Below are 25,242 nucleotides of genomic sequence, written 5' to 3'. Positions count from 1 at the left end.
GGTATCCTTCGGGTATCATTAGAGACTCGTGGGAGTCGGTAGGGGGACAACATGCAAAAAGTGGTGGTGTGCGGGCAAAGCACCGTGACGGTGAGGGTGTGCGAGCGGCTGATTCAAAGTCCGCTGCCGCTGGGGGTGGCGCTTGAGGCCACCGACGCCGCGGCGCTTGACTTCGAGCGGCTGGCGGCGCTTGCGCTTTTGGGCGCCAACGACTTCGCCAAGGCGACGGCCAAGAGCCTGGCCAGCGCCGACGTGCTGATCTTCACCGACTACGGCGACGAGCCGGCGGAGGCGGTGCGAGGCGAGAACGTCGCGCGCATGCGCCGCGTGCTGAATGCCGCGATGGCCGCGGGATTTGGCGGCGTCGTGCTGGTGGCGACGCGCGAAGCGGCGGTCGGTACCTACTTTGCCCAGCGCATCTCGGGGCTGCCTAAGGCCGACGTGTTCGGGGTGGGGACCCTGGCGCTGTCGGCCTGCTTCGAGCGTTTCTTAGCGACGCGCTTTGCCGTGCCGCTCAGCGCGGTAACCGCCTACGCGGTTGGCACCCAGCAGGATTACGTGTTACTGTGGAGTCGCGCCTACATCGGCACCACACCGGCGCTCAGTCTGATGAAGGACCTGGACGCCGGGGCCATCATGCAAGACGCCCTAGGCGCCTGCGACGCCTTCGCCGCGGCCACGGGTGCGGCGGTGTGGGCGGCGGCCGTCGAGCGGCTGCTCGCGGCCCTGGCCGGGGATGCGCTGCTGGCCCCGGTGACCACTCTGGTCGACCGGGACGACGGGCCACTGGCGATCGCCCAGCCGATGCTGGTCGACGGGCGCGGCGCGACGCTTTTGGCCCCGGTCACCGGCGACAATGCCGAGCAAGACGAGCTGGCCGCCATTGAGGCCAAGGTGCTGGCGAAACTTTCAACAATCGATTAACGGAGGAGCGGCACGTGAAACCTAATTACCAATACCCACTGGATCTGGACTGGACCGCGGACGAAATGGTCCTAGTCACCACCTTTTACTCCCTGGTGGAGGACGCCTTCGAAAAAGGCGTGGACCGCGCCAACCTGCTGGCGGCGTACGCCGGCTTCAAGCAGGTGGTGCCGGACAAGGGACGGAGCGCCAGCTGGGGCGCGAGTTCGAGGCCGCCTCGGGCTACTCGCTGTACCTGGTCGTGAAGGCGGCGCGCACCGAAACCGGCAAGCGCGTCAAGCTGAGGGCGGACTGATGACGCCGGCGACGCTTCACGCCCAGGTGGTGGACTGGTTCGACCAGAGCCGCAAGCGCGTGCTGGCCGCCATGGCCGCCCCCGTTGCGGTGGCGACCAAGCGCAACCGCAACGACCTAGTGACCAACGTCGACCGCGCCAACCAGGCCTTCCTCGTTGACAAGCTCCGCGCGGCGTACCCGCAGGCGGGCATTGTCGGCGAGGAGGCCAACCTGCCACGGCCGGGCAGCATGGCCGGGCTGGTGTTTTTCCTCGATCCGATCGACGGGACGATGAACTTCGTCAAGCAACGCGCCAACTTCGCGGTGATGCTCGGTGCCTACGTCGACGGCGCGCCGGTCTACGGGGCGATTCTCGACGTGATGGCCGACCGGCTGCTGGCGGGCGGCCCGGACTTTGCGCCTCGGCTCAACGGGGTGCCGCTGCCGCGGCCTGCGGACCTGCCGCTTGAGGACGGGCTGCTCGGCGTGAACTCGCGCATGACGATTCACAACCAGCAGCACCTCGGCGACCTGGCGCTGGCCAGCGCAGGGGCGCGCATGATCGGCAGCGCCGGCATGACCTTCACGGCGCTTTGCCTGGGGCAGCTGATCGGCTACGTGTCGTTTCTTCAACCCTGGGACGTGGCGGCGGGCGCGGCAATCGGCGCCGGGCTTGGCCTGCAGGTGACGCGGCCGGACGGTGGTCCCGTGGCCTGGCTTGAGCCCGGGCTGGTGGTGGCGGCGATGCCGCGCGCTCATGCGGCAATCGTGGCCGCGATGGGCCGGGCCTAGGCTTGCAGAAAAAGTTTTCAGAAAACTGCCGCAGAATCGTGCGGCTGTGCTATAATGTTTTATCGAAGACTGTGTCGACGCGACACACGTTTTTTTATGCCGTAATCAAACAGGCACGCTGAAAGGAAGTTAATACACGTGAAGACACGCGACGACATTCGGAATATCGCAATCATTGCCCACGTCGACCATGGTAAGACGACGCTGGTCAACGAGATGCTGAAGCAATCCGACACCCTGGCTGAGCACATGACCATTGGGGACCGCGCTTTGGACTCGAACGCCATTGAAAAGGAACGCGGGATCACCATCCTGTCCAAGAACACCGCCGTGAAGTACGGCGACACCACGATCAACATCGTGGACACCCCAGGGCACGCGGACTTCGGGGGCGAAGTGGAACGGATCATGAAGATGGTCGATGGGGTGCTGCTCATCGTCGACGCCTTTGAAGGAACCATGCCCCAGACCCGCTTCGTGCTGAAGAAGGCCCTGGAACAGCACCTAGTTCCAATCGTGGTCATCAACAAGATCGATCGTCCGGGCGCCCGTCCGGAGGAAGTGGTCGACGAAGTGCTGGAACTGTTCATCGACCTGGGTGCCGATGAAAGCCAGCTCGAGTTCCCGATTGTTTACGCCAGTGCGCTGAACGGGACCTCCAGCTATTCCGACGACCCGGCCGACCAGGAGCACACGATGCAGCCGCTGTTCGACACCATCGTGAAGACCATCCCGGCCCCAATCGACAACACCGACGAGCCGCTGCAGTTTCAGGTTTCCATGCTGGACTACAACGACTACGTGGGCCGCATCGGCATCGGCCGCGTTTTCCGCGGCACGATCTCCGTCGGCGACAACGTGTCCGTTCTGAAGCTCGACGGCACCAAGAAGAACTTCCGTGTCACCAAGCTGTTCGGGTTCTTCGGCCTCAAGCGCGTCGAGGTTCAGACGGCCAAGGCCGGCGACCTGATCGCCGTGTCCGGGATGGACGACATCTACGTCGGTGAAACCGTCGCGGATGCCAACACCCCAGAGGCCCTGCCGGTGCTGCGGATCGATCCGCCGACACTGCAGATGATGTTCCTCCAAAACGACAGCCCGTTCGCCGGCCGCGAAGGCGACAAGGTCACCGCGCGCAAGCTCGAGGACTACCTGCGTTCCAAGCTGCAGACGGACGTCTCCCTGCGCGTCGACGACACCGACCAGGCCGGCGCCTGGATGGTGTCCGGCCGTGGTGAGCTGCACCTCTCGATTCTGGTCGAAGAGATGCGCCGCGCCGGCTTCGAGCTTCAGCTCGGCCGTCCGGAAGTAATCTACCGCGAAATCGACGGTCAGACCTGTGAACCGTTCGAAGAGGTGCAGATCGACACGCCGGAGCAGTACACCGGGACCATCATCGACGCCATGTCCAAGCGCAAGGGTGAGATGCAGAACATGGAGAACGAAGGGAACGGCCAGACCCGCATGACCTTCCTCGCCCCGTCCCGTGGCCTGATCGGCTACTCGACCGAGTTCCTCTCCAGCACCGGCGGCTACGGCATCATGAACCACACCTTCGAGAAGTACCTGCCAGTCGTTAAAAACTGGGAACCGGGCCGCATCACGGGCGCTCTGGTCTCCATCAACGCCGGCCAGGCGACCACGTACTCGCTGCAGAGCATCGAAGACCGCGGCCAGCTCTTCATCGACGCTGGTGTCGAGGTCTACGAAGGCATGATCGTCGGCGAGAACAGCCGCGACAACGACATCGCCGTCAACGCGACGAAGGGGAAGAACCTGACCAACACCCGTGCGGCCGGTAAGGACCACGCGGCGGCCATCAAGACCCCGAAGAACCTCAGCCTCGAGGAATCCATCGAGTTCCTGAACGACGACGAGCTTTGCGAAGTGACCCCGACCTCCGTTCGCCTGCGCAAGAAGATCCTGAACACCGGCGAGCGTCAAAAGGCCGACAAGCGCCGCAAGATGGCCAAAGACATCGACTAATCGCACCACCGAAGCCCTCCATTGCGAGGGCTTTTTTGGTTTCCTGCCCGTTTTCTGTATGACCGTTGACAGCCAGTTGGTGAAATGACGCATGTGGCCACGCGAATGCCGCACGATTGCGGGATGTGTGGTAGAATTATGTTACATTTTGCCGCGAAAGGGCGACCGCCGTGCTCAAGAAACTTCACTACCTGGATTACTACCTACTCGTTCCCTACCTTCTGCTCTGCGCCACCGGCGTGGTGATGGTGTACTCCGCCAGCGCCTACTACACGCAGGTTCGCTTCGGGGCCAACCAGACCACGTACATGCTCAAGCAGCTGATCTTCGTGGCGCTCGGGCTGGTTCTCGTCGCGCTGTTTTATTACTTCAGGCTCAGCGTGCTGCGGGACTGGCGCTTCCAGTTGGTCGCCAACGTCGCGCTGTTCGGAAGTCTGGCCTACCTGATCCTGCGGGGCATCCTTCACCCGACCTCCGCGGTCAACGGGGCCAGCGCTTGGATCGACGCCGGGCCGATCAGCATTCAGCCGACCGAGTTCGCCAAGCTCGTGATGATCATCTACCTGGCGCACATGTTCACCATGCGTCAGGACCAGATGCGCCGCATCGACTTCAGGCTTCGCGACATGAGAAAACCGCTGATCTTCGTGCTGTTTCTGATTGTTCTGGTCCTGGTCGAGCCGGACACCGGGGGGGCGATGATCCTGACCGGGATCGCCGCGGTGATGCTGATCGCAAGCGGCATCCCCAAGCGCTACGGCTTCGGCTTCGCGGGGATCATGGCGGTGGTGCTCGGCGGCGGCTACTACGCGGCCAGTCACCTGACGTTTCCGGCCAGCTGGCTGAAGCACTACCAGCTGCGCCGGGTCGTCGCCGCGTTCCACCCGTTCGAGTGGGTCAAGCTCGAGGGCAATCAGGTGGTCAACTCGCTTTTGGCCATCGACCACGGCGGGCTGACCGGCGTGGGGCTGGGGATGAGCAGCCAGAAGCTCGGCTTTTTGCCGGAGCCTTACACCGACTTCATCTTGGCGGTGATCGCCGAGGAGCTCGGGCTGATCGGCGCGGCGCTGGTGATCGGCGGCATTTTCTTCCTGATCATGCGCTGCTACCTGGTCGGGGTGCGCAGCAAGAACAACTTCCACGCGCTGATGGCGTACGGCATCGCCACCATGATGCTAATTCAGACCATTTTCAACGTCGGCGCCGTGTCGGGCATGATTCCCGTCACCGGCGTCACGCTGCCGTTCATCTCGTACGGCGGCTCATCGATGCTGGTGCTGTCGGCCTCGGTCGGCATCATGCTGAACATCAGCGCCAGTGAACGCAAAGCCAAGGAGAAAGCAGGGATTGCGCATGCGTAAAGTATTGGTTGCCAACCGCGGGGAGATTGCCGTGCGGATTTTCCGCGCGGCCACGGAGCTTGGGCTCGCCACCGTCGGCATTTTTGCCGCCGAAGACGAGCTGGCCATCCACCGCTTCAAGGCGCAGGAGAGCTACCAGGTCGGCGCGGGCAAGGCGCCGATCGCGGCGTACCTCGACATGGACGACATCATCCGCATCGCGCTTCAAAGCGGCGCGGACGCGATTCACCCCGGTTACGGCCTGCTGTCGGAGAACGCGACGTTCGCGCGCAAGGTCGCGGCGGCGGGGCTGACCTTCGTCGGCCCGCGCCCCGAGCTGCTCGACATGTTCGGCGACAAGGTCGCGGCCAAAAAGGCGGCGCACGCCGCGGGGCTGGCCACGATTCCAGGCACCCCAGAGCCGACGGAAGACTTTGACGAGATCCTCGCCTTCACAAAGACCCACGGGTTTCCGGTCATGCTCAAGGCGGCCAGCGGCGGCGGCGGCAAGGGGATGCGTATCGTGCACTCCGAGGCCGAGCTGCGCGCCGTCTACCAGAACGCGGTGAACGAGGCCAAGGCCAGCTTCGGCGACGGCCGCATGTACGTGGAAAAATACATTCCAAGCGCCAAGCACATCGAGGTGCAGGTGCTCGGCGACTGGCACGGCCACCTGCTGCACCTGTTCGAGCGCGACTGCTCCGTGCAGCGCCGCAACCAAAAGGTGATTGAAATTGCACCGGCCGTCGGTCTCGACTTGGCCCTGCGCCAACGCATCTGCGACGCGGCGGTGGCCCTGATGACAAGCGTCGGCTACGAGAACGCCGGCACGGTCGAGTTTCTGGTCGAGGGGGACAACTTCTACTTCATCGAGGTCAACCCGCGCGTGCAGGTCGAGCACACCATCACCGAGCTGATCACGGACGTCGACATCGTCCAAAGCCAGCTGCGCGTGGCGGCCGGTGCCGACCTGTTCAAGGACCTGGGCCTGCCGCAGCAGGCCGATTTGACCTGGCGCGGCGCGGCGATTCAGTGCCGCATCACCACCGAGGACCCGGCCAACGGCTTCATGCCCGACACCGGCACCATCAAGACCTACCGCAGCCCGGGCGGCTACGGGGTGCGGCTGGACGTCGGCAACGCGTACGCCGGCGCCGTGGTCAGCCCGTACTACGACTCGCTTCTGGTGAAAACCTCCGTGCACTCGGCGACCTTCGCCGGCGCGGTGCGCAAGATGCTGCGGGCGCTCGGCGAGTTCCGCATCAGCGGGGTCAAAACCAACCTGCCGTTCCTGGTCAACGTGCTCAACGCGCCGACCTTCCGGGAGGGGCTGGCCGAGACCACGTTCATCGACCAGACGCCGTCCTTGTTCAGGCTCAAGCCGCAGGTCGCCAAGACCGATCAGCTGATGGCCTACGTCGGCGAGATCACGGTCAACGGCTTCCCGGGGCTCGAGCGCCACGCCCAAAAGTACTACCCGGACTGGCAGTACCGCCTGCAGTTCCCGCAGACGGCGCCCAAGACCAACCTGGTCGAGCTGCTGGCCAACGGTGGTCCGCGGGCGGTCACGGCCTGGATGAAGGACCAAGACCGCGTGCTCTTGACCGACACCACCTTCCGCGACGCGCACCAGAGCCTGTTTGCCACCCGGATGCGCACGCGCGACATGCTGCGCGTGGCGCCGGACATGCACAACGCGCTGCCCGACCTGTTTTCCATGGAGATGTGGGGCGGCGCGACCTTCGATGTCGCCTACCGCTTCCTCAACGAGGACCCGTGGCGCCGGCTGCAGGCGCTCAGGCAGGCGATGCCCAACACGCTGCTGCAGATGCTGTTTCGCGGCAGCAACGCCGTCGGCTACAAGAACTACCCGGACAACGTGATTCGCCAGTTCATCGCCACGGCGGCGAAAAACGGCATCGACGTCTTCCGCATTTTCGACTCCCTCAACTGGGTGCCGCAGCTGACCCACTCGATCGACGCGGTCAAGGCGACCGGCAAGCTGGCCGAGGGGACGATGTGCTACACCGGCGACATCCTGGGCGACGCGCACCCCAAGTACAACCTGCCGTACTACGTCAACCTGGCGCGCGAGTTGGTCGCTGCCGGCGCCGACATCCTGGCGATCAAGGACATGGCCGGGCTGCTCAAACCCCAGGCCGCGTACGCCCTGGTGGCTGCGCTCAAGGACGCCGTCGACGTGCCGCTGCACCTGCACACCCACGACACCACCGGTAACGGCATCGCGACTTACGTGGCCGCGGTGCGCGCCGGCGTCGACGTGGTCGATGTCGCCCAGTCGGCGATGTCCGGCACCACAAGCCAGCCGTCGATGGAAAGCCTGTACTACGCGCTGGAGGGCTCGCCGCGCCAGCCACAGCTCGACATCGACCACGCCGAGCACCTGAACCAGTACTTCCAGGCGATTCGGCCGTACTACGCCGATTTTGCCAACAACGTGACCGGCCCGCTGACCGACATCTACGCCGTGCAGATGCCAGGTGGCCAGTACTCCAACCTGCAGCAGCAGGCCAAGGGGATGGGCCTGACCGACTTCGAGGCGGTCAAGCGCATGTACCAGGACGTTAACGCCCTGTTCGGCGACATCGTCAAGGTTACACCGTCGTCCAAGGTGGTCGGCGACATGGCCCTCTACCTGTTGCAAAACGAGCTGACCACCGCGGACGTCCTGGATCACGGCGAGCAGCTGGACTTTCCGGAGTCCGTCGTCGCCTTCTTCAAGGGCGACCTCGGCCAGCCGGTCGGCGGCTTCCCTAAGCTGTTGCAGGCCAAGATTATCAAGGGCCAGACGCCCCTGACCGTGCGGCCGGGCAGCCTGGCCGAGCCGGTTGATTTCACTGCGGTCCGGGAACAGCTGAAGACTTCCGGCCTCGCGCACCCGACGGAGGAGCAGGTGCTCTCCGCAATCCTGTACCCGGAGGTGTTCGCCGGCTACCTGAAGAACCAGGCCCTGTACGGCCCGGTCACCCGCCTGGACAGCCCGACCTACTTCCAGGGCATGCGCATCGGCGAGCGCGTCAGCGTTGCCGTGGCGCCGGGCACCACCTACATCATGCAGCTGGACGCGATCGGCGAGCCCGACGCGGCCGGCCTGCGCACGCTGTACTTCACCGTCAACGGCCAAAAGCGCGAGGTGCAGGTCAAGGATGCGGCGGCCAAGCACACCACGACCGGCGCCCAGCTGGCCGAGCCGACCGACAAAAACCAGATTCCGGCACCGATGGGCGGTCGCATCCTGACCGTCGCCGTGTCGGTGGGCCAGGCGGTTCGAGAGGGCGACGCGCTGTTCACCACCGAGGCGATGAAGATGGAAACTACGGTGCACGCGCCGTTCGCCGGCACCGTGACCCACCTTTACGTCGCGGAAGGCGACCTAGTGCAAAGCCAGACGCTGCTGGCGACGCTCAAGCCCGCAAGCCAGGGGTAGGGGGCCAACGCGCAACGCGGGTGCGTCTAGCTACGCGCCGGCACTCGGGCCAAAGTGCGGCCCACTGCCCAGCCTTACGCTGGCCGATTGCCTAAGCCCGCGCTTCTTCACCCTCTGAAAGGAGTTTTTCCAATGCTCGATGTCACCGCTCGGCAGGGCCTGGTGGTTTGGGTGTACTCGCTCAAGCAGATCAAGGCGCTGCGGCACTTCGGCACGGTTTTGTACGTGTCCAAGCGCATGAAGTACGTGTACCTGTACCTAGATGAAGACAAGATGGCAGACACCATCGCCCAAGTCGAGAAGCTTCGGTTCGTCAAAAGCGTGACGGTGTCGCCTCAGGCCGCGCTGCGCACCGAGTACGGCGGGCACGCGAGCTTCGCCGCCGTTGAAGACGACGAGGACGACGATGCCCCCAAAGGAGGTTCCCATGCGCGTCATTAGCGGTGAGTTCCGCGGCCGCAAACTCAGCGCGGTGCCGGGGGATCAGACCCGGCCGACCGCCGACAAGGTCAAGGAATCGATGTTCAACATGCTCGGCCAGCAGTTCGGAGGCGGCGCCGCGCTCGACCTTTACGCCGGCACCGGGGCGCTGGGCATCGAGGCGGTGTCCCGGGGGATGGCCCACGCGACGCTGGTCGACAAGCAGTTCGCGGCGATCAAAACCATCCGGGCCAACATCGCGTTGACCCGCGCGCCCGAGCGCTTCACGGTGCTCAAGGCGCCGGTGGACCGCGCCCTGACGCAGCTGGGGGCGGCGCACGCGCAGTTTGACCTGATCATGGCGGACCCGCCGTACGCCAAGCAGGAGGTGCTGGCGCAGCTGGCGGCCTTCCTAGAGCTGGACCTGATCGCCCCGGGCGGTCGCGTGCTGCTTGAAACCGGTCTGGACGTCGACTACCCGGAGGCGATTCCGGGTTACAACCAGCTGCGCCTGCAGAAGTACGGCGTGGCGCAGGTGCTAATTCTAGAGCGAGGCGAGTAACTCATGGCAAGAATCGCATTGTTTCCCGGCAGTTTTGACCCCTTCACCAACGGCCACCTCGATACGGTGCGGCGCGCCAGCAAGCTGTTCGATGAGGTCGTGATCGCGGCGATGACCAACACGAACAAGCGCGCGCTGTTCACGGCAGAGGAGAAGCTGACGCTGATTCAAGACGCGACCCAAGACCTCCCGAACGTCCGGGTGGTGACGCAGCCGGCGATGCTGACGGTGGCCTACGCCGAGTCGATCGGTGCCACGGCGCTGATCCGCGGCGTGCGCAACACGGCGGATTACAACTACGAAAGCGGCATCGCGGACATGAACGCGAACCTCGCGCCCGAGATCGAGACGGTGCTGCTCTTCGGGGACAAGCGCTACCGCTTCATCTCCTCCAGCCTGATCAAGGAGGTCGCAACGTTCGGCGGCGACGTCTCCGCGCTGGTGCCGGCCAACGTCGACGCCGCCTTGAAGGCCAAGTTGGGAAGTGAGCGCCATGAGTAAGCGTCGGCGCCGCTGGCTGGGCCTCGGCCTGGTCGTCGCCCTTGTGCTGGCCTTCCTGTTCGTGCCCACCAACCAGTACGTCGAGGTGCCGGGCTCCGCGGAGTCTTTGAAGCCCTACGTCAAGGTTGCGGGCATCAAGGACCGCGAGGCGGGCAGCTACATGCTGACCACGGTCGGCATCATCGGCCCGGCCTCGCCTGCGGTGCTGTTGTGGAGCAAGTTCCAGCCCTTCTCGGAGACCATGAGCAAAACCGAGCTGATGGGCCAGGACTCAAGCGCCGAGTACCAGCTGATGCAGCAGTACGACATCCAAAGCGCGGGCAACAACGCGATTCAGGCGGCCTTCGCCCAGGCGGGGAAAAAGGCGACCGTCAATCACCTGGGCATCTACGTGATGTCGCTGCTCAAAGACTCGCCGTTTCGCGGCAAACTCAAGCTCGGCGACACCATCACCGCGCTTGACGGCAAGCACTACGAGACCGCCGATCAGTACGTCACGGCCATCAAGGCGCGCAAGGTCGGCAGCACCATCACGCTGACCTACCTGAGAGACGGCCAAAGCCACCAGGCATCGGCCAAGCTGATGCGCCTGCCAGGCACCAGCCGCGCGGGCATCGGCATCACCTTGACGGAGCACACCACCGTCACCACCACGCCCAAGGTGACCATCGACGCCGGCCAGATTGGCGGCCCGAGCGCCGGGCTGATGTTTGCGCTTGAGACCTACACGCTGATCACGCACCAAGAGCTGCGCAAGGGGCAAAACATCGCGGGCACCGGCACCATCGCCGCGGACGGCACCGTCGGCCAGATCGGCGGCATCGACAAGAAGGTGGTGATGGCCGACAAGGAAGGCGCCAAGGTCTTCTTTGCCCCGGACCAGCCGGCCACCAAGGCGATTCTCAAGGCCGACCCCGGCTACCAAAACAACTACGCCGTGGCCAAAAAGGCCGCCAAGACGATCAACAGCAAGATGGTAGTGGTGCCGGTGCGCCACCTCGAAGACGCGGTGACCTACCTGACCAGCCGCTGACGACCACCCGACCGAGGATTCCTCGGCCGGTTTTTTTGTGGCCGTTCGCGTAATCTCCTAGACAGGAGGTGAGGGCGATGCTGCAGGTGAAGCAATGGGCGCGCGACTACTGGTATGTGCCCCTGTTGGTCGTGGCGGGGCTCGCGTTTTGGTGGTGGCAAAGCCGCGCGCCGGTGGTGCCGGCGGACTCCGGCGCGGCGGAAAGCAGTAGTGCAGTGGCCGGGGCGGGCAGTGGGACGGCGACCACGGCCGGTGCCGCGGGCGGCAGCGCGGCCGGCGCGGTGAGCGGGGCGGTCAGCGAGTCCTCGGCCAAGCCTGGCTACGTCTACCTGACCGGGGAGGTGGTGCACCCCGGCCTGTACCCGATCACCGGCACCACGCGCTGGGACGCGGTGGTGAAGGCGGCGGGAGGTTTGACGGCCAAGGCCGACGTGACGCAGGTGAACCTTGCCAAGGTCGCGGTCGATGAGGAGAGCCTGCACATCCCCGCGATTGGCGAGGCACCACCGCCTGCCACGGCCGCCGCGGGTGCTGCCGGCAGTGCCGCGGGGAGCGCGAGTGCCGAATCGGCCCTGGTCAACTTGAACACCGCAACGGAGGCGGAGCTTGAGACGCTGTCCGGCATCGGGCCCAAGAAGGCCGCGGACATCATCGCCTACCGGGAGGAGAACGGCGGCTTCAAGCAGATCGAGGACCTCAAGAACGTCAGCGGCATCGGCGACAAAACCTTCGCGGCCCTGGCGTCGTCCATCACGGTGGGGCCATGAACCGGCAGGGCGTGTTTTGGCTGGCGGCCTTTCTCGGCGCCCTGCTGCTGTGCCTCGGGCCGCGGTGGCTGGGCGGGCTCCTTTTGGCCTGGGCGCTGCTGCGCGCGTGGCGCTTCGCCCTGCCGGCAATGGCGATCGCGGCCGCCCTCGGCCTGGCGCTCGGGGGCTGGACGATGCGCCGGACCGCGACCCCGCCGGTGCCCAGCGGTCCGGCGCGGGTGCTGCCGACGGGGTGGACGCTGAGCGAAGGCACCGCGCGTTATGTTGGCACCGCGGCCAACGGCGTGCCGATCAGCGGCTTCGTCACGGTGACGCCGGCGCAGGCCGCTGATCTGCGCACCCTGACGACGCCGAGCCTCGTGACCTGGACGAAGGCGCCGGAGCGGCTGACCGGCGCGCGCAATCAGTACGAGTTCGACTACGCGGCCTACGCCTGGCAGCAGTCGGGGCTGGCCTACCAAAGCGTTGCCCAGCCGCTGGTGTGGCAGCGGCTGGCCGTCAGCACCCCGATCGACTGGCTGGCCGGGCTGCGCGCCCGGCTGCTGCTGCGGTTGGGGCGGCTGCCGGACCGGGTGCAGGCGTACGCCAAGGGATTGTTGTTCGGCCAGATGGACGCCGACTTCGCCGCCCAGCGGCAGACCTTTGCGGATCTGGGCATCCTGCACCTGTTTTCGGTGTCGGGGCTGCACCTGTTCGCGCTAATCGGGGCGCTGTACGCGCTGACCGACCGGCTGCGCCTGCCCAAGGAGGGGGTGGACTGGGCGCTGATCGGCGGCCTGCCGACGCTTCTCATTCTGATTCCGCCGGGCGCCGGCATCACCCGCGCGGTCGGACTGCGGTTGGTGGCGCTTTTGAACGCACGCCTGCACTGGCACCTGACCCAGCTGGACTGCTTCAGCCTGGTGCTGGGGCTGAACCTCGCCGTGCAGCCGTACGTGCTCCACACGATGGGCGGGCAGCTGACCTACCTGCTGTGCGGGGTGCTGATGCTGGCGCCGGGCAGTCGCCTGACCACCGCGTGGCGGCTGACGCTGGCCTCCGCGCCGGTGGTGATCGCACAGACCTTTCGCTTCCACCTGCTATCTGCGGGGTTCAACTGGCTTTTGATGCCGGTCTTCGAGCTCGGCCTGATGCCGGCCTTGGTGCTGGTGACCATCTGGCCGCAGCCGCAGCTGACAGCGGGGCTTGAGCGCCTGATTGAAGTCGGGGAGCGCGGGCTGACGGCGGCGTCCGGGCTGCCCGGTCAGGTGATCTTCGGTGCGCTGCCGACCGCGGTGGCGGTGCTTGGCGTGCTCGTCGTGCTGGTGGGGCTGGCCCGCAGGCGGTGGGCGCCGCTTGTGGTGTGGGTCGGGGTCGCCTGGCTGATCGCCAACGTCCATCCCGCCTGGCGGGTCACGATGTTTGACGTCGGACAGGGGGATGCGATCCTGATCGAGGCGCCGTTCAAGCAGGGGACGCTTTTGATCGACACGGGCGGGCGCGGGTTTGGCACCAGCAGCAACCCGCCGGCCAAGCGCGCCATCGTCAACTACCTGCACGCGCGCGGCATCGCGCGCCTAGACGCGCTGCTGTTGACCCACCCCGACGCCGATCACATGGGTGATGCGGCGCTTTTGTCCGACCTGATGCCGGTGACCACGCTGTACACCACACCGGCGGCCGCGACGGACGCCGGCATCCAAGCGGTCGCAGCCAGGGTGGACCGGGCCGTGCAGGTGCAGGCCGGGGCCGCGCTGACCGTCGGCGCCATCCGGCTGGAGGTGGTGTCGCCGCTCACCTCCAGCACGGCGGACAAAAATCAGGACTCGCTGGTCGTGTATGGTAAGATAGACAACGAGCGCTGGCTGTTGACCGGCGACGCGGATGAGACGGTGGAGCAAAGCGTGCTGATGCCACAAAACCTCGACGTCGACATTCTCAAGGCCGGCCATCACGGCTCCAAGACCTCGACCAGCGCTGCCTTCCTCGCACAGATCACCCCGACGACGGCGCTGATCTCGGCGGGGGTGGACAACCGCTACGGCCACCCGAACCCGGAGACCCTGGCGCGGCTGGATGCGGCGGGCGTCGCCTGGCTGAACACGGCCGACGTCGGCATGATCTGGCGCGAAAACCACCGCTTCATGACTTACCTGAAAGGACCACGCGATGCAAGTCGATGACCTGATTGAACAACTCAAAACCAAGGAAAGGCCGCCGCTGGTGCTGGTGCTCGGCACGGAGCAGGCGCTGTTCGACCGTGCCCTGCAGGCGCTGCGGGCGCTGGTGCCGCCGGACCAGCAGACGATGAATTACGCCAGCTACGACATGCGCCAGACACCGGTGGCCGTGGCGCTGGACGACGCCAGCTCGCAGCCGTTCTTCGGCGACTTCCGCGAGGTCGTGATCACCGACCCGTTTTTCCTGACCGGCGAGGCCGGCAAGGGCGGGCCGGTGCACGACCTAGACGGGCTTCTCGCCTACTGCCAGCATCCGGTCGCGTCGACCACCATGGTGATCGCCGCCGGCTACCCGAAGCTCGACGAGCGCAAGCGGCTGGTCAAGGCGATCAAGAAGGCCGCCCTGGTGGTCGATGCGGCGCCCCTGAACCAGCGCGACGCCCAGTCCGCGATTCAAAAGGCGCTGCGCAAGCAGAAAATCGAGATCACTCCGCAGGCCTCCGCGGCGCTGGTGCAGCGGGCCGGCGGCGACTACTCGGCGATGGTGCGCGAGCTGCCCAAGCTTGCGACCTACGCCGCGGCCGGCGGCACGCTGGATGAGGCGGCAATCGACGCGCTGGTGCCCAAGCAGCTGACGGATCGGGTCTTTGACTTGGTGTCGGCGGTGGTCGCGCAAAACGCGACGCTGGCCATCGGCCTGTACCGCGACCTGCTGCTTCAAAAAGAGGAACCGATCCGCCTCAACAGCCTGCTGGTTGGCCAGTTTCGGCTGCTGCTGCAGGTCGCGATTCTTTCGCAGAAGGGCTACAGCCAGGGCAGCCTGGCCGGCACGCTGAAGGTGCACCCGTACCGCGTCAAGCTGGCGCTGCAGGCAGTGCAGCGCACAAGCCTGGCGTCGCTTCAGGACGCCTACGTCGGCCTGGTCGACACGGAGACGGCGATGAAAACCGGCCGCATGGACAAGGCACTGGCCTTCGAGCTCTTCGTGCTGCGCTACTGCGGCAAGGCGCGGCGGTAGGGGGCGGGATGGCACAGATCGACTTCATCCGCCACGGCGAGCCCGACGTGCGCGAGCACGATGATCTGAGGCGGCCGTTGACCGCGCGCGGGCGCGCCCAGGCCGAGGCCCTGGCCCAGACGCTGACCGCGACGCCATACACCGCCGTGTACAGCAGCCCGTTGCGGCGCGCGGTGCAGACGGTGCAGCCACTGGCCGCCCGGCTCGGTCTGGTGGTGCAGCTCGACTCACGGCTGGTCGAGCGACGCATGCCCGGCTGGCAGGCCGATTTTGCCGGGTACGCAGCGCACCAGTGGGCGGACTGGGACTTCACGGCGCTAGGCGGCGAAAGCCTGCGCCAGACCCAGGCGCGCTACCGTGCCTTCGCGGCGGACCTGCCGGCGGACGCCGTTGTGGCCGTCGGGGCGCACGGCACGGCGATGGGCACGGTGCTCGAGGCGGCCTGGCCCGGCCACGGTGCGGCGTTCTGGCAGGCGCTGCCGTTTGCCGCGCGGCTGCGGGTGACCTTCCGCGGCGACCGCCTGCCGGCCGTGGTACTGCCGCAACCGCTCGGGCCGCTGGGGCAGGTGGTCACGGTGACGATGGACCGGCCGCTCGGCAGCACCCACCCGCGCTGGCCGAACCTGCGCTACCCGGTGAACTACGGGTACGTCGCCGGTGTGATGGGTGGCGACCGGCTGCCCCAGGACGCCTACGTGCTGGGGCCGATCCGCCCGCTGACCCGCTACACGGGGCGCGTGCAGGCGGTGATCTGCCGCCACGACGATCGCGAGGAGAAGTGGGTGGTCGCCGACCGACCGCTGACGCCCGCGGCGGTGGCTACGGCCGTGGCGTTTCAGGAGCGTTACTTCGACACGACCGTCATCTGCTATCAAGGCGGCGGACTTGACAACTTTTAGTTGCAACGACGGCTCAGATTCGCTATAATACTCGCTGTGTTGTGTAAACAACCGATTAATCCCCGGAGGTGACATGTATGCCACAAATCAAATCTGCGATCAAGCGCGTCAAGACGCAGGCCGCGAACCGCGAACGCAACGCGGCTCAGGTCAGCGCACTGCGCACGACGGTCAAGAAGTTCAAGGTTGCGGCTGCCGCAGGTGCTGACAACAAGCAGGACCTGTACAAGGAAGCTGCACGTGCGATCGATATGGCCGCTAACAAGGGCCTGATCCACAAGAACAAGGCCGGCCGCGACAAGAGCCGCCTGTCCGCACTTTTGACCAAGTAATCACCCGGGGTCGTGATTTTTGTTGCGACCTCGGATGACCAAGCTTCGCGCTTGGGACGTGGTCAAGTTTTGAACCCGTTACTTCGCTGGCGGTTCACCGTCGCCTGCCGCAGTTTCGGGCAATTTAATGAAAGGTGGAAATAAGCTCATGGCTGTTTCTCAAACTGAAAAGAACGAAATCATCGCAAAGTTTGCGCGTCACGAAGGCGACACTGGCTCACCTGAGGTCCAGATTGCCGTTCTGACCGCCGACATCAAGAACCTGAACGCTCACTTGGGCGTTCACAAGAAGGACCACCACTCCTATGTTGGTCTGATGAAGAAGATCGGTGAACGTCGTAACCTGCTTCGCTACCTGCGGAACAAGGACATCACCCGTTACCGCGACCTGATCAAGGCTCTTGGCCTGCGTCGTTAATCTAGATTTCACCGCCGCTGCAGCGTTCGCTGTGGCGGCCTTTTTTGTTCCCAGAGCGAAGCCAGGCGCACTTAGGCAACCGCACAGCGTAAGGCCAGCGCTTGGGGCGCACTATGCCCCGAGGGCTGGCCTTAGCAGCGCGAGTTGTCGTTGCCTTGCGTAGCTCGACGAGGCCAGAGCGAAGCCAGGCGCACTTAGGCAACCGCACAGCGTGCCGGCCGCAGTCTCGCACTGAGGCCACATCGGCCAAAAAAGTTGCCCGGCGCCGGTGGTCACGCCGCTTGTGAAAGCGTATCCTAGACGGTGACCGCATTGCGGTGAGTCATGAGAAGAGGTCAAACCATGAAATTAATGACGTACAACATTCGCTACGACAACCCGGAGGACGAAGGGGGCCAGTGGCGCTGGGCCCAGCGCCGGCCGCACGTGATTGCCAACATTCAGGCCCAGGCGCCGGACCTTTTGGCGCTGCAGGAGGTGCTGGCGGAGCCCTTGGCCGCGCTGAAGCAGGCGCTGCCGGCGTACCGCTTCGTCGGGGTGGCGCGCGACGACGGCATCGCCGCCGGGGAGTTCAACGGGCTGTTCTATCTGCCCGCCAAGTTCGCGCTGATTGCAAGCGGTCACCAGTGGCTGGCGCAGACGCCGGATCAGCCGACGAAGTTTCCCGGGGCCGGCAGCACCCGCATTTTCCAGTGGGCGCGGCTGCGCGAGCGCGCGACTAACCGCGTGTTCACGGCGGTGGTGACGCACCTGGACGACCAGTCCCAGCCGGCGCGCGAGCAGGGCATGGCGCAGATCCTGCGCTACTTCGCGCCGCTGCTTGCGGCCGGCGAGGCGCTGGTTTTGGCCGGTGACTTCAACGCGGAACCCGAGGACCAGGCCTACCACCAGGCCGTCTCAGCCCTGCAGGACGCGCAGCTGGTGGCCAAAACGCGCGAGATGCCGTACCCAGGCACCTTCCAGGACAACGGGCAGTTCCGCGCGCGGCCGGACCTGACGACCAAGCGCATCGATTACTGGTTCGTCACACCGAACGTGAGCGTTGACCGCTACCAGATCGACGTCGCGCAGACGCCGGACGGGCACTACGCCTCCGACCACTTCCCGGTCGTCATCGACGTGACCTTGGAGGCGCAGCATGGTGAAGCTTGATGGCGCAACACTCTACGGCTTCGGCGACTCGCTGGTGCGGGGCCACGAGCTGGACTACGGCATGCTCGACGACCTGGCCGCCCGCCACGGCATGCGCTACGTGAAGTACGCGCAAAACGGTGCGACGGTGGTGCCGACGCGGCCGAGCGACCACACCTGGCCCTCCGACAACGATGTGCCGGACGTGGCCAGGCAGCTGCGCGACGCCGACCCGGCGGCCCCGGACCTGATCGTGTTCGACGGGCTGACCAACGACGGCGCAAGCTACGTGCCGGCGCTGCGGGCGCTGGGCACGCTGACTGCGGGCTACGATGCCGCGGCCTTCGATCCCAACACGTACCTCGGCGCCTTCGAGTGCGTGCTCGCGACGCTGCGGGCGAAGTACCCGCTGACACCGGCGTTTTTCGTCGCGCCGCACCACATGCCGCTGATTGCGCCGGCGCTGCAGGATCAGCTGCACGCCGCGGCGCGCGCCGCGTGCGCGAAGTGGGCGATTCCCGTGGTCGATGTGTACCGCGAGGGGCAGATCAACACCTGCCTGCCTGAGATGGCGCGCCGCTTCTCCTACAACAGCGGCAAGGTGCCGCACGATGGCGACGGCACCCACCTGAACCAGGCAGGGTACCAGCGCTTCTACACGCCGCTTCTGGATTGGAAGCTGGCACAGGCGTGAGAGATTCGGGGCGGGCCATGCGGCGCGCCCCGTTCGCGTCTTCGGGGCGGGTGCAAGACGCCGCGCGGTGTGGTACACTGGTAAAAGGATTTATTCGTGCCAAGACTTGGCGAAAAACCTAAATATCAACCAGAGGTGAACCCATGAGTAAGATCAAGGTGGTCGCCCTCGGTGGTGTACGTGAGAACGGCAAGAACATGTACGCAATCGAAGTGGACGACCGAATTTTTGTATGTGATTTCGGGCTGAAGTATCCCGACAACGAGCTGCTGGGCATCGACATTGTGATTCCGGACCTGACCTATCTTGAGGAGAACGCGGATCGCATCGAGGGGATTTTCCTGTCCCACGGCCACGCCGACGCGGTGGGCGCGCTGCCGTACTTCCTGCCGGAGCACCCGGTGCCGGTCTTCGGCTCCGAGCTGACCATCGCCCTGGCCAAGCTGGGCATGACGACGCCTGCGGCCAAGAAGTTCAAGGACTTCAACGTGGTCACGGCCAAGTCCGTCGTTCAGTTCGGCAAGATCAAGGTCTCCTTTTTCCCGACCACCCACAGTATCCCGGGTGCCCTGGGCATCGTGATCGAGACCCCGAGCGGCGCGGTGGTGTACACCGGCGACTTCAAGTTCGACCAGAGCGCGGCGCCGGCGTACGCGTCCGACCTGTCCCGCCTGGCCAAGATCGGCGATCGCAAGGTGCTTGCGCTGTTGTCCGACTCCGCCAACGCGGAATCGCCGTACCAAAACGCCAGTGAGCACGAGATCTACACCTACATTCAAGAGACTTTCAAGTACCACACCGGCCGCATCGTGGTGGCCAGCGTCGCCTCCAACATCGAGCGCATCCAGCAGGTCTTGAACGCCGCCGCGGCCACCAACCGCCGCGTGGTGCTGACCGGCCGCGAGGTTGAGCGCGTGGTGAAAACCGCGATGCGCCTCAACGACATCGTGCTGCCGAATCCCGAGATTCTCGCCACCACCAAGGAGCTCAAGACCCTGGACGACAGCCAGGTGGTGATTCTTGAAACTGGGCGGATGGGCGAGCCGCTGAAGTCGCTGCAGCGCATGGCGACCAACAAGCACCGCCTCGTCCACATTCACGAAGGGGACCTGGTCTTCATCACCACGTCGATCTCCCACGCGATGGAGACCATGGCGGCCAAGACCCGCGACATGATCTACCGCGCAGGCGGCGAGGTCAAGGCGGTGTCCGACGACCTGCACGCCTCCGGGCACGCCAACAAGGCCGACCTGCAGCTGATGATCAACCTGCTGCGGCCGAAGTTCGTGATCCCGGTTCAGGGCGAGTACCGTCTGCTGGCCGCGCACGCCGAGATCGCCCAGGAAACCGGCATTCCGGAAGAGAACATCCTGATTCCCAACATCGGTGACATCCTGAGCTACGAGAAGGGCAAGATGCACAACGCCGGCCACGTGGACGCGGGCAACACCATGATCGACGGCATCGGCGTCGGCGACATCGGCAACATCGTGCTGCGCGACCGCAAGATGCTGGCCGAGGACGGCATTTTCATCGCCGTTGTCACCATCGACCGCAAGAAGAAGCGCATCGTCGCCAAGCCGAAGATCCAAAGCCGCGGCTTCGTCTACATGAAGACGGCCAAGGACCTGATGACGGAGTCGGCGAACCTGGTCGCCGCGACGGTCCAAAAGAGCCTGGACAACAAGGAGTTCGACTGGAGCACGCTCAAGCAAAGCGTGCGCGACGACCTGAGCCGCTTCCTGTTCGACCAGACCAAGCGCCGCCCGGTAATCCTGCCGGTGATCATGGAAGTCAACCAGAACAGCGCCAAGCGCCAGTAATCGCAATCGCGCCCGAACGACACCGCAGTGGGTGCCGTTTTTTGGGTCTCACGGAGGTCATGATGGGAAAAGTAGTCGCAATGCCGAACAACAGTAATCGTCACCTGAGCCTCGGGCTCGCCGCGCTCAAGAAGCAGAACTTCGCAAGCGCAGTGCCGCACCTGGAAAAGGCCTTCAAGCAGGCGCCGGCGTTCGAGATCGCGCGCCCGCTGGTGCAGGCGCTCTTGGGGATGCAGGACGCCAAGGCCGCGGTGCCGTACGCCAGCCAGTTCATGGAGGACTTCCTGGCCACCCCCGAGGACACGGCGCTTTTGTACGACACCCTGCTGGCGCTGCCGGATTACCGCTTCGCCTGGGCCGTGCTGCACCACGTCCAGGGCGACCCGGCTCCAATCGCCGCGCGGATTGAAGCCGCGGAGCAGGCGGACCTGGCCGCCAACGGCGCGGCGATTGACGCGTTGGCCAAGAAGCTGCGCCACCTCGGCGGGTTCGCCCCGCATGAGCAGGAGCAGGCGATTGCAGACCTCGGCCGGCTGCCGCGCGCGGTGATGATCGACGCGGCCCAACCGAACCTGACCGACCCGGACGTGCACCCCGCGATTCGCATCAGCCTGCTGGACGCGCTGACGGCGGTGGGGGACGACACGCCGGTCAAGGTGGCCGGCTACCAGACTTCGGGCGAGATCGTGCCGAGCACGCTGCCGGGGGTCCTGAACGACCAGACGCTGCTTCAGGTGCTGAACCACATTCAGCTGGAGATCGGGCTGAACGATCCGGAGCTGATGCGGGCGACCGTCGAGGTGCTGCGCTTCGAGCTCGGCTACCTCTATCCGTTCGTCGACCGGGCGATTAAAGACCCCAAGCACTTCGCCCAGAGCTACCTGAACAAGTCGGGGGCCACGGTCACGCCAGAGGAGCACGCGTTATTCAACTGGCTGCAGGCACAGACCGCAGAACTCGTGAATATGGCGAAATGACGGGATTTTGGTGTAAAGGGAAAAAAGTTGACGTTCCAGGTTTACAAAGCCCGGGATTCTCGATATAATCATTTTCGGAATTCATTTCCAGCCAAAATATTCCTTTGGTATTTCGGCTTAAATGTAGTACACTAGAACGTAAAGGATTGCAGGGTTTAGACTTTGCGTCTTTACGAAAATATACAGGAGGTTCGTTTTTTCATGGCTGAAAAAGAACACTATGAACGCACTAAGCCCCACGTAAACATTGGTACGATCGGGCACGTTGACCACGGTAAGACCACTCTGACCGCGGCTATCACCAAGGTACTTTCCGAAAAGGGCCTTGCCAAGGCGCAAGACTACGCATCCATCGATGCTGCCCCTGAAGAAAAGGAACGTGGTATCACCATCAACACCGCCCACGTTGAATACGAGACCGAAAAGCGCCACTACGCTCACATCGATGCGCCAGGGCACGCGGACTACGTTAAGAACATGATCACCGGTGCGGCTCAGATGGATGGTGCGATCTTGGTTGTTGCGGCCACTGATGGCCCAATGCCACAGACCCGCGAACACATCCTCTTGGCTCGCCAGGTTGGTGTTGACTACCTGATCGTCTTCCTCAACAAGACTGACCTTGTTGACGACGAAGAACTCACCGACCTCGTGGAGATGGAAGTTCGTGAACTTCTGTCCGAATACGATTTCCCTGGTGACGACATCCCTGTTCTCCGCGGTTCTGCCCTCAAGGCCCTTGAAGGCGACCCAGAACAGGAAAAGGTTGTTATGGAACTCATGGACACGGTTGACGAATACATCCCAACCCCAGTTCGTGACACCGACAAGCCTTTCCTGATGCCTGTTGAAGACGTCTTCACCATCACCGGTCGTGGTACCGTTGCTTCCGGTCGTATCGACCGTGGGACGGTTAAGATCGGCGACGAAGTTTCCATCGTTGGTCTGAAGGAAGAAGTTATCAAGTCCACCGTTACCGGCCTTGAAATGTTCCGCAAGACCCTCGACCTGGGCGAAGCCGGCGATAACGTTGGTGTTCTGCTTCGTGGCGTTGGCCGCGACCAGATCGAACGTGGCCAGGTCCTGGCAAAGCCAGGTTCCATCCAGACCCACTCCAAGTTCAAGGGTGAAGTTTATGTCCTGAGCAAGGAAGAAGGCGGCCGTCACACCCCGTTCTTCTCCAACTACCGTCCTCAGTTCTACTTCCACACGACGGACGTTACCGGCGTTATCCAGCTGCCAGAAGGCGTAGAAATGGTTATGCCTGGCGATAACGTAACCTTCGAAGTCGACATGATCAGCCCTGTCGCTATCGAAAAGGGTACCAAGTTCACCGTTCGTGAAGGTGGCCGTACCGTCGGCGCCGGCGTTGTTTCCGAAATCCTCGACTAATAACGCAGTGCCAGAGAACACTCCCAATTTTTGGGAGTGTTTTTTTGTGTCCAGGGCGGAGCCAGACGCACTTAGGCCACCGGCCAGCGTAAGGCCAGTGCTTGGGCCGCACTTTGGCCCGAGTGCTGGTCTTAGCTGGGCGAGCGGCCGTTGCCTGGCAGAGCCCGACGTGACCAGGGCGAAGAAGCGCGGACTTAGCGGGTCGGATAGCCTAGCCATGGCGTTGAGGCGGGCTGGGCCTCGGCGCTAGGGCGCAGCTAGCCGCACCCGCGTTGCGCGTCGCAGCCCGACGATGACCAGGGCGAAGAAGCGCGGACTTAGCTGGGCGAGTGGCCGTTGCCTGGCGTAGCCCGACGCAGTGCCGGCGGATTGCGCAGGCACGCGGGGCGCCTGCTCTCCGTCACTTGCGTTCGGCCCAGGGAGTTTGTACAATAGTAAGCGAACGTTTGTTTCGAAAGGAGGGGTCACGTGGCCTCAGAGCACATTGAACACAAGCTGGCGCTGCTGCCCGACCTGCCGGGGTGCTACCAGATGAAGGACGTGATGGGCAAGATCATCTACGTCGGCAAGGCCAAGAACCTGAAGAACCGGGTCCGCTCGTACTTCAAGTCCAGCCACGACGGCAAGACGGCCCGGCTGGTGGCCGAAATCGCCGACTTCGACTACATCGTCACGAGCTCCGACAAGGAGGCCTTCCTGCTTGAAATCACGCTGATCCAGAAGTGGCAGCCGTACTACAACATCAAGCTCAAGAAGGGCACCGGCTACCCATACATCAAGATCACCAATGAGCGCGACCCCAAGCTCGAGATCACCGGCGACATCAAGAAGGACGATGCGTACTACTTCGGGCCGTACCCGAACGTCTACGCGGCCCAGGAGACCATGCATTTTCTGGAAAAGGTCTACCCGCTGCGCCGCTGCAACGGCTACCAGGGCCGCCCGTGCCTGTACTACCACATGGGCCAGTGCCTCGGGGCCTGCTGGCGCACGGTGCCGGAGGCCGAGTACGCCGCGCAGATTGCCAAGATCAAGAGCTTCCTGGACGGCAACACCGGCAAGGTCACACAGCACCTGACCCAGGCGATGAACAAGGCCGCAGCTGGCCTTGAGTTCGAGCGGGCCGCAGAGCTGCGCGACCAGCTGCACTACATCGACGTGACGGTCGAGAAGCAAAAAATCATCTCGACGGACAAGACGCAGCGCGACATCTTCAACTTTTACATGGACAAGGGCTGGATCTCGATTCAGATCTTCTTCATCCGCCAGGCGCGGCTGATGAAGCGCGAGTCGCGGCTTTTCCCGATCGTCAACTCGGCGGAGGAGGAGTTCGAGTCCTTCATCCTGCAGTTCTACGACCGCAAGAACAACGTGCGGCCCAAGGAGGTGCTGGTGCCCGCCGGCGTCAACAATGCGGTGCTGGAGTCGGTAATCGGGGTGCCGGTGCGCACGCCGCAGCGCGGCGAGAAGCGGTCCTTGATGGAGCTGGCGCACAAGAACGCGCGCATCAAGCTGGACGAGAAGTTTCGGCTGCTGGAGCTGGACAACCGCACGACCATCGGCGCCCAGCGCGAGATTTTTGACGCGCTCGGCCTGCCGTTCGGCCACGTGATGGAGGCCTTCGACCACAGCCACATTCAGGGCGCGGAGCCGGTGTCGGCGATGGTTCAGTTCGTCGACGGCCGGGCGGAGAAGGCCAACTACCGCAAGTACAAGCTCGCCCAGGAGGAGGGCGACCACTCCGCCAACGAGGACCAAAACACCCGCGAGGTGATCCGCCGCCGCTACACGCGGCTGCTCAAGGAGCACGCGGCGCTGCCGGACCTGATCCTGATGGACGGCGGGGCGATCGAGATGAACGCGGCCAAGGACGTGCTGGAAAACGAGCTGAACCTGGACATCCCGGTCGCGGGCATGGTCAAAAACAACAAGCACAAGACTGCGGCGCTTTTGTTCGGCGACCGCGACGAGCCGCTGGACCTTGATCCGCAGTCGCAGGGCTTCTACCTGCTGGAGCGCATCCAGGAGGAGGTCCACCGCTTCGCCATCACCTTCCACCGCCAGCTGCGCAACAAGAACTCGTTGGCCAGCCGGCTGGAGACCATCAAGGGCGTTGGCCCGCGGACGCGCACGAAGCTTCTGCGCGAGTTCAAGACGGTCAACCACATCAAGGAGGCGTCGCTCGAGGACATCCAGGCGCTTGGCATCTCCAAGGCCGTCGCGCAGGCGGTCAAGGTCTCGCTTGCGGCGCAGTGAGGCCGTCATACGCGCGTGGCGGCGGCGCCCACCGCAGGCCATCGCACCAGCGCTCACGGCACGCAAAAAATCGGCACCACCTGGCCTATGCGGT

The 25,242-nt window shown here is 64.4% G+C and carries 21 protein-coding genes and 1 pseudogene; all 22 read left to right on the top strand.

Annotated features, from left to right (window positions below):
* The first annotated feature begins 51 nt into the window (after positions 1–51).
* The 22 genes and pseudogenes from LE416_RS04770 (at position 52) to uvrC (ending at position 25,148) form a co-directional block, all read left to right on the top strand.
* Positions 52–924, top strand: coding sequence for a Rossmann-fold NAD(P)-binding domain-containing protein (locus LE416_RS04770; protein ID WP_225047342.1), 873 nt, complete (start codon positions 52–54; stop codon positions 922–924).
* A gap of 14 nt (positions 925–938) precedes the next feature.
* Positions 939–1,219 (top strand): annotated as a pseudogene (locus LE416_RS04765) (UPF0223 family protein).
* Complete coding sequence (locus tag LE416_RS04760) at positions 1,219–1,992, top strand: inositol monophosphatase family protein (RefSeq protein ID WP_225047341.1); 774 nt, start codon at positions 1,219–1,221, stop codon at positions 1,990–1,992. Before LE416_RS04765 ends, LE416_RS04760 begins: the two are co-directional and overlap by 1 nt.
* A gap of 138 nt (positions 1,993–2,130) precedes the next feature.
* Entirely contained in the window at positions 2,131–3,978 is a 1,848-nt protein-coding gene (typA, locus tag LE416_RS04755; RefSeq protein WP_225047340.1) for a translational GTPase TypA, read from the top strand.
* A 170-nt stretch (positions 3,979–4,148) separates the two neighbouring features.
* The gene (locus LE416_RS04750) at positions 4,149–5,339 is read left to right on the top strand and encodes an FtsW/RodA/SpoVE family cell cycle protein (protein WP_225047339.1); all 1,191 of its coding nucleotides are present in this window, start codon (positions 4,149–4,151) and stop codon (positions 5,337–5,339) included.
* On the top strand, positions 5,332–8,766 hold the full coding sequence (locus tag LE416_RS04745) for a pyruvate carboxylase (RefSeq protein ID WP_225047338.1): 3,435 nt from the start codon (positions 5,332–5,334) through the stop codon (positions 8,764–8,766). Before LE416_RS04750 ends, LE416_RS04745 begins: the two co-directional genes overlap by 8 nt.
* A 132-nt stretch (positions 8,767–8,898) precedes the next feature.
* Entirely contained in the window at positions 8,899–9,207 is a 309-nt protein-coding gene (locus tag LE416_RS04740; RefSeq protein WP_225047337.1) for a YlbG family protein, read from the top strand.
* Entirely contained in the window at positions 9,194–9,748 is a 555-nt protein-coding gene (gene rsmD / locus LE416_RS04735) for a 16S rRNA (guanine(966)-N(2))-methyltransferase RsmD (RefSeq protein WP_225047336.1), read from the top strand. Before LE416_RS04740 ends, rsmD begins: the two co-directional genes overlap by 14 nt.
* 3 nt (positions 9,749–9,751) lie before the next feature.
* Positions 9,752–10,249 carry a pantetheine-phosphate adenylyltransferase gene (gene coaD / locus LE416_RS04730; protein ID WP_225047335.1) on the top strand — a complete coding sequence of 166 codons (498 nt, stop codon included), beginning with the start codon at positions 9,752–9,754 and terminating at the stop codon, positions 10,247–10,249.
* Complete coding sequence (locus LE416_RS04725; protein ID WP_225047334.1) at positions 10,242–11,282, top strand: SepM family pheromone-processing serine protease; 1,041 nt, start codon at positions 10,242–10,244, stop codon at positions 11,280–11,282. The genes coaD and LE416_RS04725 overlap by 8 nt, the downstream gene beginning before the upstream one ends.
* 77 nt (positions 11,283–11,359) lie before the next feature.
* On the top strand, positions 11,360–12,049 hold the full coding sequence (locus LE416_RS04720; RefSeq protein WP_225047333.1) for a helix-hairpin-helix domain-containing protein: 690 nt from the start codon (positions 11,360–11,362) through the stop codon (positions 12,047–12,049).
* Positions 12,046–14,211 carry a ComEC/Rec2 family competence protein gene (locus LE416_RS04715; protein ID WP_225047332.1) on the top strand — a complete coding sequence of 722 codons (2,166 nt, stop codon included), beginning with the start codon at positions 12,046–12,048 and terminating at the stop codon, positions 14,209–14,211. The genes LE416_RS04720 and LE416_RS04715 overlap by 4 nt, the downstream gene beginning before the upstream one ends.
* The gene (holA, locus tag LE416_RS04710; protein WP_225047331.1) at positions 14,198–15,226 is read left to right on the top strand and encodes a DNA polymerase III subunit delta; all 1,029 of its coding nucleotides are present in this window, start codon (positions 14,198–14,200) and stop codon (positions 15,224–15,226) included. The genes LE416_RS04715 and holA overlap by 14 nt, the downstream gene beginning before the upstream one ends.
* A gap of 8 nt (positions 15,227–15,234) precedes the next feature.
* Entirely contained in the window at positions 15,235–16,125 is an 891-nt protein-coding gene (locus tag LE416_RS04705) for a histidine phosphatase family protein (RefSeq protein WP_225047330.1), read from the top strand.
* A gap of 77 nt (positions 16,126–16,202) precedes the next feature.
* Positions 16,203–16,457, top strand: a complete 255-nt coding sequence (gene rpsT, locus LE416_RS04700) for a 30S ribosomal protein S20 (RefSeq protein WP_225047329.1) — start codon at positions 16,203–16,205, stop codon at positions 16,455–16,457.
* A 148-nt stretch (positions 16,458–16,605) separates the two neighbouring features.
* Positions 16,606–16,875, top strand: a complete 270-nt coding sequence (rpsO, locus tag LE416_RS04695; RefSeq protein ID WP_225047328.1) for a 30S ribosomal protein S15 — start codon at positions 16,606–16,608, stop codon at positions 16,873–16,875.
* 342 nt (positions 16,876–17,217) lie between these two features.
* Positions 17,218–18,027: an endonuclease/exonuclease/phosphatase family protein gene (locus LE416_RS04690; protein WP_225047327.1), complete on the top strand. Its 810-nt coding sequence runs from the start codon at positions 17,218–17,220 to the stop codon at positions 18,025–18,027.
* Positions 18,014–18,700, top strand: a complete 687-nt coding sequence (locus LE416_RS04685; protein ID WP_225047326.1) for an SGNH/GDSL hydrolase family protein — start codon at positions 18,014–18,016, stop codon at positions 18,698–18,700. Before LE416_RS04690 ends, LE416_RS04685 begins: the two co-directional genes overlap by 14 nt.
* 143 nt (positions 18,701–18,843) lie before the next feature.
* On the top strand, positions 18,844–20,523 hold the full coding sequence (locus LE416_RS04680) for a ribonuclease J (RefSeq protein ID WP_225047325.1): 1,680 nt from the start codon (positions 18,844–18,846) through the stop codon (positions 20,521–20,523).
* A gap of 59 nt (positions 20,524–20,582) precedes the next feature.
* Positions 20,583–21,500, top strand: a complete 918-nt coding sequence (locus LE416_RS04675) for a hypothetical protein (RefSeq protein ID WP_225047324.1) — start codon at positions 20,583–20,585, stop codon at positions 21,498–21,500.
* Between the two features lie 201 nt (positions 21,501–21,701).
* Positions 21,702–22,892 (top strand): elongation factor Tu, encoded by a 1,191-nt coding sequence (gene tuf, locus LE416_RS04670; protein ID WP_225047323.1) that lies wholly within the window; start codon positions 21,702–21,704, stop codon positions 22,890–22,892.
* Between the two features lie 468 nt (positions 22,893–23,360).
* Positions 23,361–25,148: an excinuclease ABC subunit UvrC gene (gene uvrC / locus LE416_RS04665; RefSeq protein ID WP_225047322.1), complete on the top strand. Its 1,788-nt coding sequence runs from the start codon at positions 23,361–23,363 to the stop codon at positions 25,146–25,148.
* Positions 25,149–25,242: the final 94 nt, after the last annotated feature.

Origin of the sequence: Lacticaseibacillus kribbianus (assembly GCF_020180945.1) — a bacterium.
Classification (GTDB): Bacteria; Bacillota; Bacilli; order Lactobacillales; family Lactobacillaceae; genus Lacticaseibacillus; species Lacticaseibacillus kribbianus.
This window is presented reverse-complemented; position numbering and strand designations above follow the sequence as displayed.

Excerpts from the sequence above, each read along its gene's own strand:
- LE416_RS04770 (WP_225047342.1), top strand. The coding sequence starts at position 52 with ATGCAAAAAGTGGTGGTGTGCGGGCAAAGCACCGTGACGGTGAGGGTG.
- LE416_RS04760 (WP_225047341.1), top strand. The coding sequence starts at position 1,219 with ATGACGCCGGCGACGCTTCACGCCCAGGTGGTGGACTGGTTCGACCAG.
- LE416_RS04745 (WP_225047338.1), top strand. The coding sequence starts at position 5,332 with ATGCGTAAAGTATTGGTTGCCAACCGCGGGGAGATTGCCGTGCGGATT.
- LE416_RS04740 (WP_225047337.1), top strand. The coding sequence starts at position 8,899 with ATGCTCGATGTCACCGCTCGGCAGGGCCTGGTGGTTTGGGTGTACTCG.
- rsmD (WP_225047336.1), top strand. The coding sequence starts at position 9,194 with ATGCGCGTCATTAGCGGTGAGTTCCGCGGCCGCAAACTCAGCGCGGTG.
- coaD (WP_225047335.1), top strand. The coding sequence starts at position 9,752 with ATGGCAAGAATCGCATTGTTTCCCGGCAGTTTTGACCCCTTCACCAAC.
- LE416_RS04725 (WP_225047334.1), top strand. The coding sequence starts at position 10,242 with ATGAGTAAGCGTCGGCGCCGCTGGCTGGGCCTCGGCCTGGTCGTCGCC.
- LE416_RS04720 (WP_225047333.1), top strand. The coding sequence starts at position 11,360 with ATGCTGCAGGTGAAGCAATGGGCGCGCGACTACTGGTATGTGCCCCTG.
- LE416_RS04715 (WP_225047332.1), top strand. The coding sequence starts at position 12,046 with ATGAACCGGCAGGGCGTGTTTTGGCTGGCGGCCTTTCTCGGCGCCCTG.
- holA (WP_225047331.1), top strand. The coding sequence starts at position 14,198 with ATGCAAGTCGATGACCTGATTGAACAACTCAAAACCAAGGAAAGGCCG.
- LE416_RS04705 (WP_225047330.1), top strand. The coding sequence starts at position 15,235 with ATGGCACAGATCGACTTCATCCGCCACGGCGAGCCCGACGTGCGCGAG.
- rpsT (WP_225047329.1), top strand. The coding sequence starts at position 16,203 with ATGCCACAAATCAAATCTGCGATCAAGCGCGTCAAGACGCAGGCCGCG.
- rpsO (WP_225047328.1), top strand. The coding sequence starts at position 16,606 with ATGGCTGTTTCTCAAACTGAAAAGAACGAAATCATCGCAAAGTTTGCG.
- LE416_RS04690 (WP_225047327.1), top strand. The coding sequence starts at position 17,218 with ATGAAATTAATGACGTACAACATTCGCTACGACAACCCGGAGGACGAA.
- LE416_RS04685 (WP_225047326.1), top strand. The coding sequence starts at position 18,014 with ATGGTGAAGCTTGATGGCGCAACACTCTACGGCTTCGGCGACTCGCTG.
- LE416_RS04680 (WP_225047325.1), top strand. The coding sequence starts at position 18,844 with ATGAGTAAGATCAAGGTGGTCGCCCTCGGTGGTGTACGTGAGAACGGC.
- LE416_RS04675 (WP_225047324.1), top strand. The coding sequence starts at position 20,583 with ATGATGGGAAAAGTAGTCGCAATGCCGAACAACAGTAATCGTCACCTG.
- tuf (WP_225047323.1), top strand. The coding sequence starts at position 21,702 with ATGGCTGAAAAAGAACACTATGAACGCACTAAGCCCCACGTAAACATT.